This window comes from Hoylesella enoeca JCM 12259 (assembly GCF_000613405.1).
GTDB lineage: Bacteria > Bacteroidota > Bacteroidia > Bacteroidales > Bacteroidaceae > Prevotella > Prevotella enoeca.
Window position 1 is genome coordinate 1 of the sequence record NZ_BAIX01000053.1, and the last position, 12738, is coordinate 12738.

At 39.9% G+C, this 12738-nt stretch carries 13 protein-coding genes and 2 pseudogenes; 4 read left to right on the plus strand and 11 right to left on the minus strand.

The window, feature by feature from the left end; all coding sequences use genetic code 11:
* Nucleotides 1-229 precede the first annotated feature (229 nt).
* The 3 genes from JCM12259_RS11195 to JCM12259_RS11205 form a co-directional block, all read right to left on the minus strand.
* A complete protein-coding gene (locus tag JCM12259_RS11195) occupies nucleotides 230-1129 on the minus strand; it encodes a putative phage abortive infection protein (protein WP_025066527.1) in 900 nt (299 codons plus the stop codon).
* A 1-nt stretch (nucleotide 1130) separates the two neighbouring features.
* The gene (locus JCM12259_RS11200; RefSeq protein ID WP_025066528.1) at nucleotides 1131-2027 is read right to left on the minus strand and encodes a hypothetical protein; all 897 of its coding nucleotides are present in this window, start codon (nucleotides 2025-2027) and stop codon (nucleotides 1131-1133) included.
* 904 nt (nucleotides 2028-2931) lie between these two features.
* Entirely contained in the window at nucleotides 2932-3360 is a 429-nt protein-coding gene (locus JCM12259_RS11205; RefSeq protein WP_025066529.1) for a DUF3408 domain-containing protein, read from the minus strand.
* Nucleotides 3361-4121: 761 nt separating this feature from the next.
* Here JCM12259_RS11205 and mobA point away from each other — a divergent pair.
* Nucleotides 4122-4538, plus strand: a complete 417-nt coding sequence (gene mobA / locus JCM12259_RS11210; protein ID WP_010956316.1) for a conjugal transfer protein MobA — start codon at nucleotides 4122-4124, stop codon at nucleotides 4536-4538.
* An 83-nt stretch (nucleotides 4539-4621) separates the two neighbouring features.
* Here the strand turns inward: mobA and JCM12259_RS11215 are convergent, their stop codons facing one another.
* The 5 genes from JCM12259_RS11215 to JCM12259_RS11240 all read right to left on the minus strand — a co-directional run bounded on the left by JCM12259_RS11215 (nucleotide 4622) and on the right by JCM12259_RS11240 (nucleotide 8597).
* Complete coding sequence (locus tag JCM12259_RS11215; RefSeq protein WP_004342785.1) at nucleotides 4622-4948, minus strand: RteC domain-containing protein; 327 nt, start codon at nucleotides 4946-4948, stop codon at nucleotides 4622-4624.
* Nucleotides 4949-5233: 285 nt separating this feature from the next.
* Nucleotides 5234-6592, minus strand: coding sequence for an MATE family efflux transporter (locus JCM12259_RS11225; RefSeq protein ID WP_025066531.1), 1359 nt, complete (start codon nucleotides 6590-6592; stop codon nucleotides 5234-5236).
* Between the two features lie 96 nt (nucleotides 6593-6688).
* Nucleotides 6689-7537 carry an AraC family transcriptional regulator gene (locus JCM12259_RS11230; protein WP_025066532.1) on the minus strand — a complete coding sequence of 283 codons (849 nt, stop codon included), beginning with the start codon at nucleotides 7535-7537 and terminating at the stop codon, nucleotides 6689-6691.
* A 27-nt stretch (nucleotides 7538-7564) separates the two neighbouring features.
* Nucleotides 7565-8194 carry a RipA family octameric membrane protein gene (locus JCM12259_RS11235; protein ID WP_005874557.1) on the minus strand — a complete coding sequence of 210 codons (630 nt, stop codon included), beginning with the start codon at nucleotides 8192-8194 and terminating at the stop codon, nucleotides 7565-7567.
* 88 nt (nucleotides 8195-8282) lie between these two features.
* Nucleotides 8283-8597 carry a winged helix-turn-helix transcriptional regulator gene (locus JCM12259_RS11240; RefSeq protein ID WP_005874561.1) on the minus strand — a complete coding sequence of 105 codons (315 nt, stop codon included), beginning with the start codon at nucleotides 8595-8597 and terminating at the stop codon, nucleotides 8283-8285.
* A 132-nt stretch (nucleotides 8598-8729) separates the two neighbouring features.
* On the opposite strand from JCM12259_RS11240, the gene JCM12259_RS11245 reads away from it, so the two are divergent.
* Nucleotides 8730-9137 (plus strand): nuclear transport factor 2 family protein, encoded by a 408-nt coding sequence (locus tag JCM12259_RS11245; RefSeq protein ID WP_025066533.1) that lies wholly within the window; start codon nucleotides 8730-8732, stop codon nucleotides 9135-9137.
* Nucleotides 9138-9262: 125 nt separating this feature from the next.
* On the opposite strand, the gene JCM12259_RS11250 is transcribed toward JCM12259_RS11245, so the two are convergent.
* The 3 genes and pseudogenes from JCM12259_RS11250 to JCM12259_RS15245 all read right to left on the minus strand — a co-directional run bounded on the left by JCM12259_RS11250 (nucleotide 9263) and on the right by JCM12259_RS15245 (nucleotide 12087).
* Nucleotides 9263-9625, minus strand: a complete 363-nt coding sequence (locus tag JCM12259_RS11250) for a virulence RhuM family protein (protein WP_004342772.1) — start codon at nucleotides 9623-9625, stop codon at nucleotides 9263-9265.
* Between the two features lie 6 nt (nucleotides 9626-9631).
* Entirely contained in the window at nucleotides 9632-10834 is a 1203-nt protein-coding gene (locus JCM12259_RS11255) for a site-specific integrase (protein WP_025066534.1), read from the minus strand.
* Nucleotides 10835-10859: 25 nt separating this feature from the next.
* Nucleotides 10860-12087 (minus strand): annotated as a pseudogene (locus JCM12259_RS15245) (tyrosine-type recombinase/integrase).
* Nucleotides 12088-12375: 288 nt separating this feature from the next.
* Between JCM12259_RS15245 and JCM12259_RS11265 the strand changes: the two are divergent.
* A pseudogene (locus tag JCM12259_RS11265) lies at nucleotides 12376-12567 on the plus strand (tyrosine-type recombinase/integrase); the annotation flags it as partial.
* A 12-nt stretch (nucleotides 12568-12579) separates the two neighbouring features.
* Nucleotides 12580-12738: Arm DNA-binding domain-containing protein (locus JCM12259_RS16295; RefSeq protein WP_081784201.1), on the plus strand; the 159-nt coding region annotated here is incomplete at its 3' end.

The following is a 12738-nucleotide window of genomic DNA, read 5'->3' on the forward strand; positions in this document are numbered from 1 at the left end:
CTCGCACATGGCAAGGCATAGAGAGTTTTATAAATACCAAATAATCAATCGATTAATTTATTTGTCAATGAAGGTAGGTCACGATAAGGAAACCAGCAAGCTTCTATACTCCACCTTATTTTGCCATTTCAAAGAACCGCTTTTTAGTTTTGCAAAAATATTATTTTCTAAACAGAAAGACAAATATTTCTCTGTTTTTTTACTAGTTATCTATGAAAGATATCTCTCTTTAGAGGCATTTCTTTTTTAAACGCCTCTCATCTCTATTTAAAAATTTGAAAAATGTTTTTTGATAAAATACATGGTGATTTCTATGTAGCAAAAAGTGCTCGTTAATATTTTCCAAAAATTGGTATGTATCTAATAAAGTATGAAATTGCTTATACCCATACTTATTTTTTCCAAAGGATGAAAGAGCATCGTAAAAAATCAAGGCTAATTCTTCGTCTGACAATTGTGCTTGTAAAATATTTAAATAACGTTGAATGTCAGTATTCTCGGTTTTATCTTGAACTGTATTCCTTTCTGTTACGACAAAGTTGATCGTATTGTAAATATATCTAAAAAAATAGCCTATACTAAAATTATGCTTTCCAACGAATGAATCAAAAAAATCTAATATACAGCCTTGAGCCATATCTTTCTCGGTATCCAATGAATTGCTTGACAGCCTATCCATAATAGTTTCAAAATTATCCTTGTTCTCTTCTTTCGGATAGATTGTGTAATATTCTTTCATTAATCCATAATAGTCCCATATCGTTGTAATGTTGGGGTTATTAAAGTGTTGAGCAATGTTTTTATTTACATTATCCCTGACATCATCTAACATTAATAGGAGATTAAAATATGTCGTTTCAAAGCGAGATTGCTCTTGAGACTGTTTAGATAATTCAAACTGTTTCCGTTGTTCTCTGAATGTTATGAATAAGAAGATAGTTGCTGTTATTGTAAAGAGTATACCAATCGTGCCTGAAATAAAACTTCCAAGGTTATTCTTTAGTTGTTCAACAACATAACTATTACTAAACACCTTTTGTGAAATACCCATATACAAAAAGTATACACATAGGAGTATGCCTGCAACTAAAAAAATAATTGCCATCCAAAACATCAAATTTTTCTTCATTCTAATTACCCTCTTGTATTTCCCTTATAATAAATGTTGTCAACAGATGTGCTTGCCTATTAAGCGACTCATAAGTAGGATAATTGTTTGAAGCAAGCTCAACATTGTCTGTTATATCCATAAAAGTTCCAATTTTTTCTATGTCTTTTACTGATAACTGCCTTGCTTGCCCTTCAATTATTACTTCAAATTTAACATCTCCATATTGCACACCTTCAATGCTAAAAACATTAGATGAATCAACACGCTGTATTCTATTAAGAAGGCTTCTGATATTAAAGAAATTATTTCTTTTAGCAGTATAAACAATTTCTGTATTTCCCACCTCTTCATTAGATATTTCATTGTTTGTCATGCGCGAAACTTCGAGATCTTCCTTGTGCACCTGTTCAAAAGTTATCTTCTTTGCCCCTCCTCCTATAGAACCAAGATGTTGATTTATGAGTCTTTGTAAAACTAATGGATTGATTTTTAAAACAAAATTGTTTTCATCATCTTCAATAATTCGGGGGGCTAAATATCCTCTCAGTTTACTTTCCAATAAGCTATAGATACCTAGATTCCCAATTCTTTCTAAAAGCAAAAAAGCAACTTTAGAATCTTCAGGAACATAAAAAAGGAAATAGAAAGGAATAAGAAGAGCCTCATTTACACTTTTGGTATGTGTTGCTTCTCCTGTTAAAACATTAACCATATTTTCTTCTGTTCCGTAATCTCCTGTTTCAATAATTCCAGATATATACCTTCCGTCAGTAAATAGCAAATCCCTCCCATCTCTTTTCATAATTCGAAAGAATTTTTCTTCATCTCGATTTTGAGCAACATCTTCATTTACTGAGTTATACCTTAAGGTGTTAAATAATTCATTAACAATATCAATAATATCAAATCCATTCATAAAGTCCGAAAGCACTATTCGGTCATCCCTGTTTCCCCTTCTGTTTATCGATAATTGATAGAGGCTAAACTAATTTTTCTTGCCATAAGATGTGTCTCTTTTATTTTAAATTACTAATTGAATGTCAACAGATTCTTGAGTTATAGAATACTGTAGAAACAATTAGTCGATAAAACTATAGCAATGATATACAGCATTTTGCATGGCTCAAAGAACCCAATGCAAAGATAAGGGTATATCGTGAGAAAAAAGATTTTTCTCCGAGTTATTTCCGTAAAGCCGTCCGTTGGGGGCGGCTTTTTCCGTGGATTCTATTCCTATGGTAAAGTGGAGTCTCCGAAGACTGTGTTTTTTGTTTTCGCCCCGCTTCTCTGTCTGCACATCCTCCACTTATGCCCGTGTATCATGTCGGGATCGGTTGTTCGTTGTCAGCGGCAAAGGTAGTTCCGGGCTTTTACGGACAAAAAAGGTCGAGACGGCAAGCCGTTTGGACGACAATCTCCACACTTCCATTTCATTGCAGGTAGTATTCTCGCCATAAAACCTTGTTTGTCCTAAGCCCTACCTTTTTACGCCACTGAAACGAAAACGACCGACCCGACGAAAAGACGCATAAAAAATGTCGGAGATACGAGAAGAAGGGAAGAAGAAAAAGTTGAAACTCAAACTCTCTCACCTCTGAAATTCGCATAAAATCAGACAAGATGATTTATTCCGAAGTAAGGATGGGACGAATAACCGCTCAAGAAGAACAGATGGAGTAAAGCGGTCGGCAGATTTGCCGACCACCCCCTTTCCTTTCGTGAGCTTTGGGCGGACAAAGCCCCCCAATGAAAAACACCTCGTTACTTTTGACAGAGAGTTGATACGGCTCAAAAGTAACAAAAAGCCATTGCTAAATGCCTCACAACAGTTTCTTGAACTTCATCTCAGCCAATCTGTTGATTTCATCTTTGTTGGTCTCAAGGTGGTGGAGGATGATGTTCTCCACATAGATGCCGATGGTCATATCTCTGTTTCTCATCGACATGACTATCTCCGCCAACGTGTCTTGCAACTCTTTGGCAATATAGATGGTCTTGCGATTTTTCAAAGTGTTGCGACAGATGAAAAGTGACTCATAATCACCTTTGTCAGCCTTTCGCCTTTCTCTTCTTGGGGCTTTTGAAAAATCCTTTGACATTGGTTCGTCATTGGGACGTTCCGATTCAGTACACTGCTCTTCTGATTGAGAGCGTTTTATCTCGCTCTCTTTTCTTTTCATGGGAATACCCTGTGAAATAAGTTCTCGGATGGCAACGGGATCTACCTTGCCGTTTTGTTTTTCTGTCATACTTACTTTTATTGTTATACAATTCACTGTTCATTTCGTTGTCGGTATATTTACCGATGAAGATGAATACGTCCGCTATCGAAGATATGCCCAACAGTCGACTTGTATCAGCAGGGCTACAACCTTTCGTTCATACCCTTTCAGTGGAGATGTTCATTGGTGTCCATCAATACAATCATTCGATTGTATCTGCTTTCGCACATTCCCACGTTCAAGTGAAAGAATCAAGGACATGTTCTTTGATATACACCCTCGCTCATATCGCTCATCGAAACGTGATATTATCGAAGACGCATCCCTCCACCGACATATTCGACAGTGCAAATATATGGCTCGGAGATGCTGTAATCAGCGTGATTTCCTTTAGTGCGTACTTGTGGCGTTAATTTGGATAGTTGTGGCTTCATATGAGGTAACGGAGTTAGACACAACGCTTAGTAACTTTGCACCCAAGCGGTAAGCCGAAGCCTTCGAGGCATAAAACCTTTCTTTTAGAGAAAGAAATGCTCCATTTTTCGGGATGGATTTATTTGCATCGGGCAAATAGCAAGGTATGTCTTGCGTTACCCGAAATTATTTCGGTAACTCAAAACCCTTGCTCTTGCAGAGGGCAGAACACCTCCGAAGTCGGTGTTCTTGGATAGAAGTTTTCGTTGTCTTGATTGGCTATTTTATCGTGAACGCTCTCTAATGGATTTCAATTGTGTTTAGCACGTTCTATTTCCAGAAGAGAGAATTACAAACCATTAAAATCCAAAGTAATGACAAAGAGAAATGTGGGACGACCTCCCAAGAATGAACGAGCCGACCATTGTTGTATGGTTCGATTTACGGACACAGAATTTGCTCGTTTCCTAACGCTATTCGAGCAATCGGGGCTTCAAAATAGAGCCGCTTTCATCAAGGCAAGGGTCTTTAATGAGACCTTTCGAGTGATAAAAGTGGATCGTTCGTTGCTCGATTACTACCAAAAACTGACAACTTTGTACGGACAATTTCGCAGTGTCGGGGTGAATTATAACCAAACTGTAGTCGCTTTGAAAAGCAATTTTACGGAGAAGAAAGCCTTTGCGATGCTCACTAAGTTGGAGAAACTGACACTCGAATTGGCTATTATTGGAGGGGAAATCGTACAACTCACTCGTAAATTTCAAGAGAAATGGCAACATCGGCAATAGACATATTATATCATATTGCTCCTTGCATGGATGTAAAAATCAGACTTCCCTTTTATTTGAGGAAGCCTGATTAACCAATGCGATTATCGCTTTTTGAACTTGCCGCCTTTCAGATCGCTTTCCACCATACGCTTATTAAGTTTCTCACGGAGTTCATCAAGAAAATAGGTGCGGCTATCATCTTTGCGACGTTTCATGTTCATATAGACGTTGTAGCTGTTCTTTATCGCCACTCCGAAGATCTCCGAGAGAGCGTCTGCCAGTTCCTCTACACCTATTTCTCCGTTGTTGATACAGTTGCAAGTGTCGAGAGCATAAAGGAGTTCAACTAAATCTGTTGCTTTGCCTGTCCAACAGAGTTTCTTAGCAGGTCTGACTGGCAATGCAGGAAGAAGTCCCTGCATTCGCATTTTCAGTAATTCAAGCTCCGTGTCAATGACAAAGAGCAGTTCTGATACATTTTTTCCCCTCTCCGTCCATTGAATCTCCCCTTTGCAAAGGTTGCAGGCAAAAGCGTGTATAACGGAGGGTCCGAAACAATGAGACTAAATCTCTTTCTGCATCACATAGGGCAATAATCTTCAGAATAAAGTTGTCTGACGCTTTTTGTATCTGTCCTTTTGTAGAGCATAAAGAGATTATTGTCTTAAAGTCTTCAGTTTGAGTAAGTCTTAGCATAATCATATCTTTTATGTTCAACATTGTAGATTCTTTGTTGTGAGATGTGATTTATGACGAATTTCCCTATGAATTTGAATGGCAAAGAACAGTGTCATCAAAGTTGCAAAGACGTCGGCTACCGGTTGTGCATAAAGCACTCCGTTCAATCCCCAATATGATGGGAGCAGCAATATTACAGGAATAAAGAAGAGTCCCTGTCGTCCAATATTGAGCAAAAGGCTCTGTCTTGCTCTTCCGATTGCCATATATAGTGTGGAATACACAAACTGGAAGCCGAAAGTGAAAAACATTAGCGTATTGGCTCTAAGGGCAATTCGTGCAATTTCTTGCATTGTTTCGTCTTTGCCGAAACAACTGATAACAGGAGAAGCAAAAACGAGTATGAAAGTGCTCCAAAGTACACAAAATGAGGTTGTCAGTATCAAGGAACAACGTACTGCCTCTTTTAACCTTTGGAAATTTTCTGCCCCGTAGTTATAGCCAGCCATCGGTTGGAGTCCCTTGACAAATCCGAAAACCACGTTCGTTCCCAATGTTACAATTTTCAGAACGATGCCTACTGCTGCTACAGCCTCTGCCCCATATTTTACGGCAGCTCTCTGCAATAAACTAATCGAAAGTGTTTGGAGGAGTTGCAAACAGAGCATTGAAATACCTATCTTTATGATGTCCAAGTACATTCTTATCGTTGGGACGAACAAGGCAAACGAAACTTTCACCTCTGCTTTCATAAAGAAGCAGGTGTAAATGATTGTTGTAATGATTCTTGAAAGAATGGTTGCCCACGCAGCACCTTCCACACCCCAGCCGAAAGCATAGATAAATAGAGGATCCAATGCGACATTTATAACAGAACCTATTATCATTGCCGATGCAGACGTTTTTGAAGCCCCCTGAGAAACTATAATATTGGACATCGACACATTCAACGTTCCTATGACACAACTAACGATGAACAGTCTGCCATATGCTTCCGCTAAGCTCATCATCTCCTCGTTTGCCCCCATGAAAAGCAGAATTTCTGGTAGAAACGCATTGCATACAAGGGCAATGAGAGCAGCTAAAATCACAGAGGTGATCACTGAGACGGAAGCTACCTGACCAGCCTTGACAATTTGCTTCGCACCCAATAAGCGAGATATATACACTCCGCCCCCAACACCAAACATCAGCCCTATCCCAAGAAACACCAACGATAAAGGGAAAACAACTGATACGGCAGCGACAGGAAGAGTTCCCAAACGTGCAACCCAGAAAGTATCTACCACATTGTATATTGCCATAATCAGCATTGCGATGATAATAGGTATCCCCAACTTTGTCAGGGATTTCATCATACTTCCTTCTTGCAAAATATTCACAGCATTGTTCATCCTTATAATCTGTATCTTCTTAAGTAAATAAATTCTGCTGCAAAGGTACAGGGGGATACAGGTCGTCACAATAGACAAACAACGGTGATAATAGCACTATTCGTGGTAATTCTTTCTGAAAAGCGTTGGAGAAACTCCTGCAACCTTGGTAAATAGTCGTGTGAAGTAGGAGTAATCGTCAAATCCCAAACCTTGTGCTATCTCTTTTACAGAGATTGTTGTATAGACTAATTGTCGCTTAGCTTGCAAGATGATTTCATCCTGAATATTCCGACTTACACTCGTTCCCCAAACAGCATTTATCGCTTCATTCAGGTAGGCAACTGTTATATTCAAACGTTCGGCATAGAACGAAGGAGCACGGTTCGTTCGGATATTGCTTTCGAGCAATTCCCGAAAATCCCACGCGATTTCCTTATATCTGTTTATATTCCCCTGCAATTCGGATTGAGTCTCTGTCGCACCTGCAACATCCTTTACAACCAACCCCACTATTACGGTTGTTAATCGTTGAATGATCGGTTTTGAAAATGAATTTTCTGTGCAGCTAAGTCTGTGAGCAAGAAGCGACAATAACTGTTTCTGTTCAGATATGTCAAATATTTGGATTTCTTGACGACCATGCCGCTCCAATAGTCGTTTCTCCTCCTTATTTACCAATACCGAGTCAATAATAAGGAAGTTTGCCGAAAGATTGTAAGCATCAATGATGCGATGTACCTGTCCCGGACGAATGATAACCAGACTATCCTTTTCGAAAGTACATTCCTTGAAATCAATATTCAGACGACATTGCCCCTCCTCTATGAAGCCGAAGAAATAATAGTCGTCGGTATGAGAAAAGGCATATCTGTCTGAAGATGCAGATGTTTTAGATACAATTGTCTTCAGATAGACTCCAAAATCGGTGAGTTGCGAACTTCTATGGATTGGCAAATGGGACATATCTTTTTGTTTCTTTTATGATTTCGTTCAACAACATTCTTTGGACGATTTTCGATTAAGAGTAACCTTTTCCTTTGGCTTTTCAGACTTTCCCCATTTTACAAGAATAACAAAGAAAGCGATTGTGACAATAAAGAATATAGGAAACATCCAGTTTCCTGATAAAGAGAATGTGGAAATACTGAGAATTTGATAACCAGAAAAACACATCAAGATAACCCATACAATGGTAATAAAGAGGCTTACAATCTGGTTGATCCTTGAAACAGAATATCTATAAGATAATGTCAATTCATACCATTTGTTATTATTCTTTATATGTCTTTTCATCAAATCTCCTGTGAATTCATCTTCTAAATCATCTATAATTACCTCCCAATTGGTTTGCCAATGCTTGCTGGCTCTATTTACGAGATACCAACTTAGAGAAAAGATAAAGCCAATACATGTTATAACGAAAGCGTAGTTTTCTCTATTGGTAAACTCTTTGCTTTCGGAAGATACAATAGCAATATACGCTCCAAAGGAAAAGGCTATAAATGCCCAAAAATAAGTAGTTCGTTTCCAATAAAGTTCAATTTCAAACTTCCTAATCTCGTGAGCTTTTTCAAAAGCAAGTCTTCTCTTCCTTTCTTTGATGTTTTCTAATTCAATCATACATATATATCTTAACTTAGAATCATATTGACTGATAAATTGTAACTTCAACTTAAATTTTCAATATAATTTTAACAGTAATTTTTAGTTATAAATTCTCCATACCGAACTTGGCTATCTCGTCGATAATCGGCAACACTTTCTCACCCAAGGGCGTAAGGGAGTACTCCACTCTGGGAGGAACTTCGGGATATTGTTTCTTCTTAATTAGTCCTTTACCGCACAGGAATTTTAATTCATCGATAAGCATTTTCTCGCTAATGCCGGGAATGGCACGTTTGAGTTCTCCGTAACGGATTATCCTGCGGTTGATTTGAAAGATAATAAGCAATGTCCATTTACCGGCAAAAATCTGCATTGATTTTCTTACTGGACATTCTTCATCTGAAATTTTTCTCTCCATAGCGAACTTTTTTCTTGTTGATATTCAGTAAAACTAATAATATAGTGTGTATCATACATTTTTGTATGTACTTGTGTATTGTAGTGCAAAAGTATAATTTTGCAGTGATTTCAACAATTTAAAATACATTTTATGGAAAAGAAAATCGAAAAAGTTCGTCAATTTTACACCGCTTTGGCACAGGGTGATTTTGAAACAGTGGGAGCTTTGCTCTCTGATGATTTGGTATGGCATCAGCCGGGACAAGGCGCTTTGTCTGGTACTTACAATGGCAAACAAAATGTCTTTGCCCATTTGGAAAGAATGGCTCAACTAAGTAATGGTACTTTCGCCATTGATCAAGTGGATTATGTTACAGACAATGGCAACTTGGTTGCAGCAGCAATTGCATTTGCGGTATCAGCCAACGGACATTCAATAGAAATGAAAGGAGTAGATCTCTTTAACTTTGAGAATGGTTTTATAAAGGAAGTCTGGCTCTTCTCTGAGCGAATTGAAGAGGAAGACCGTTTTTGGACGGCATTGGCACAAGGTTGTTAATAAAAGAGAATCCTTTTGAGATTGCCATTATACGCTGAAAAAAGAGAATATGAAGTAGGTAGTGGCAATAAATCCATTAGAAAAAGCAGACAGTAGAAATTACTTTTCTTACTGCCTGCTTTTCTTTAATTATATCGCTTGCCCAAGGTATAGCAAACAATCAAAGGAGAAGATGAAGAGTTCTTTCCCGAAAGTCTGTCGATTATCCACCTCCGCAAAGTCTTTGCCTGTGGCGTGGCAATACGAAACGATAGCATCGTTATCATTTCAATACCATACAAATCAATAAATCCTTGTCCAGATTGGATTGTTCTCATTGCTTCCGTTTCCATCAGGAGACCCTCCTTGAATATCGTTTTGATTTGCACGCTCACCTTGCCAGAGAAGGCTCCGAACAGGTCGGCTATCTCACAAGCCGACATCCAAACAGGAGTTGACGGGATATGTACATTTCCCTTCCCATCTATGGTTATAGTTCCTCTTTTCATAGTTGTTTAGTATTCATTGTTTTTTCGTCTTTCCATCAGCCTGTCCATATCCTCTGAGATTTTCTTCTCCGAAATCTTCGCATAGTTCTGCGTGCTGGTAATGGAAGCATGTCCCATCATCTTGGCAATGCTTTCCGTACATATACCTTCCGAGATTAAGAACGATCCGAAGCTATGCCTTGCTTGATGGTAGGACAGGTTCTCCTTGCGTCCGATGATGACACCCAGTTCATGTATTTCAAACCACATCATATCCCTGCTTGGCAAAGGGAAGACGGGTTGTGTGTCATCTGTCGTGTTGTATAGATTGATAATCTGCTCGGCTATCGGATGCAGGGGAATGAATGATTCTACTTTCGTCTTCCTGCGGTTAATCCGTATATAACGCCGTCCCTCGGCCGTCTTTCCTATGTGGTGCGGATATAGCAATTGCGTATCAACATAGGCAAGCCCCGTAAAACAGGAGAAGATGAAAGTCCGTCGAGCCAGTTCTTTCAACGGGTCGTTCTGTGGCAATTTAAGTTCCAACAACTGTTTCAGTTCCGCTTTGCTGATGTGCATACGCTTGGCAGGGGGCTTCTTCTCATATTCGACTTCTTCCAATGGATTGGCTCGGATAATCTCATGGTCAACGGCAAGGTAAACCAATCGGTTCAGCCAACAAAGGCAATGGTTGGTCTGCGATGCTCCGAAGTTTTTGTATCGTTTCAGATAAACCTTGTATTCCCGTCCGAACTCCTCGGTGATGTCCAAGAAAGCAATGTCGCTCATGCCTTTTGACTCCAAAAACTCTCGAATATAACTTTGGTAATATCTTGAACTTCTGTATGTGGAGTTTGAGCCTATTTCGTTAGCTCTTACTGCAAGACGTTCTCGCTCCCTTTCTCCCATCTGGAGTAAATGAATGGGAACTATGACATGTCCCGCAATTTCATTTTTCAACAGTTCCGCACTGACAACACCATATCTCTTAAGGAGATCCTCATAAAGCCGTTCCGCATCACTGCGGAATTTCTTCAGACGGTTGTTTGTCCGTGCATCTGAGGTCTCTGCATTTTTGGCGTTCCATTGTTGGGGTTTGCAGGAAATGCCCGTGGTAATGACGGTGTTCTTTCCGTCAATGGAGATTCGGCAAAGGACAGAAGTCGTACCGTCCACACGTACCTTGTTACGATTGATATAGAGTAATAATGAAAATGTGCTACGCATAATTCGTTTGTTATCTATGGGGTGTTTATAATATGAGTTTCAAATCCTTTGTCGCTTCGATGTATTTGTCCATATCCTCGAAGAGTTTCTTTGGGGTAACCTTCGCGTATCTCTGAGTCGTTTGCAGGTTCGAATGTCCCAGCATCTTACAGATAGTTTCTATGGGGACTCCTGCTTCCAGAGTAATCAATGAAGCGAAGGAATGCCTTCCGGCATGGTAGGTCAGGTCTTCCTTTATGCCGGCGAGAACCGCAAGGCATTTCATCAGGCGACGTAGATTGGGGTGGTACAGCATTGGAAAGAGTGTCGGACGGGTATCGTCGTTGTATTTCTCTATCAATTCAAGGGCTTCGGGCAGGAGTTTGACACAGGCTTGAAGTTCGTTTTTCTTGCGACGGTATTTAAGCCATAGACTTCCTTCATCATCGGTGAAGAGATTGTCTCGTGTAACCGATACCGCATCAGCATAGGAAGTTCCCGTATAGCAGGCAAAGAGGAAGAGGTCTCTTGCAAGATATGAGAGCTACGATGTTCGGGAATGACCAAGTCACGGATTTTCTCAAAGGATTCCCGACTTAGGGCTTTCGGTGTCTTCTCCTCTTGCTTGGGGAGACTGAAATGAGCGAAAAAACATTTATCGGCATAGCTTCCTTGTAGGCTTTACGGCATACTTTTTTGATGATGGCCAGGTAGTGTCGGCTGGTCTCTATGGCAAGCCCTTTGTCGTCCACGACAAAAGACTGATAGTCGTGAATGAACTGTTCGGTCAGCTGACCGAAGGCAATGTCCTTGGAGTGGAATTTCTTTTGAATGAACTCCGCCAAGGTTCTTCGGGTGTAGAAATAGGCGGGGTATGTTCCTTTTGCCCAGTCTATCCCGATACGTTTACGGAGTTCCTCGCAGACGATGTCCGTCATTGCCAGCAAGGTCATCTGTGTTTCGAGACTTCCCTGAAACAGATTCTTGACCGCTTCGGCATCAAAGTCTGCCTTGCGTTCCACCAAGGTGTCGAATGCAGCATGAATGGAAAGCAACAACTTGTCTAATTTGGCATTGACCTCTACTGCTTCATTGCTTTTACCGTTCAATCGACTCTCACGGGGATTCCATAAGTCAGGAGTACAGGAGAGTTTGCAACTGAACTGCACCATCGAACGATTGACGGTAATGCGTCCCATGATCGGGGCTTTGCCCGACTTGTCGGGTCTGCTCTTTTTCAGGTAGAGCAACACCTTGAATTTCTCTATCTTCATACGCTTTAACTTTATGGGCAAAATTACCCGTTATCAAAGCGTTCTCTGATACGCAAAATATTGATAAACAGATAAGAAGAAACCGTATGAGAAAAATTCTTCCAATAATCATTACCTCAGTTTGTTCGGGAAACAACAGGATAACGGTTTGGTAACTGAAAGGTCTCAATATCCCATACTGTTTTGCCTATCCCTATCTGTCGCAGAACATAGAAAAACAACTAATTCACAACCAGTTACCATATTTCTACCTATGTTCCTCTTACGCTTGCTTAGGCTTGTATTTACCACATGGCAAGACATACCTTTGCTACACTTATCACCTTAGAGCAGGGCGTTCCAATCGAAACGGTGAGTAAGATGCTCGGACATACGAACGTAAGTATGACCGAACGTTATGCGAAGGTTACACCGCAGAAACTCTTTGAAGAGTTTGACCGTTTCCTTTCTTTCACTGAAGATTTACGTTTAACCATTTAACCAAGATTTTTTATGAGAAGTACATTCAAGATATTATTCTATATCAACAGACAGAAAATAAAGGCAGACGGCAAGACCGCCATTCTCTGCCGTATCACCATAGACGGAAAAAGTACCACCATCACCACAGGTGAGCAGTGCAAATCCTCCGAGTGGAACAGCAAGCAAGGT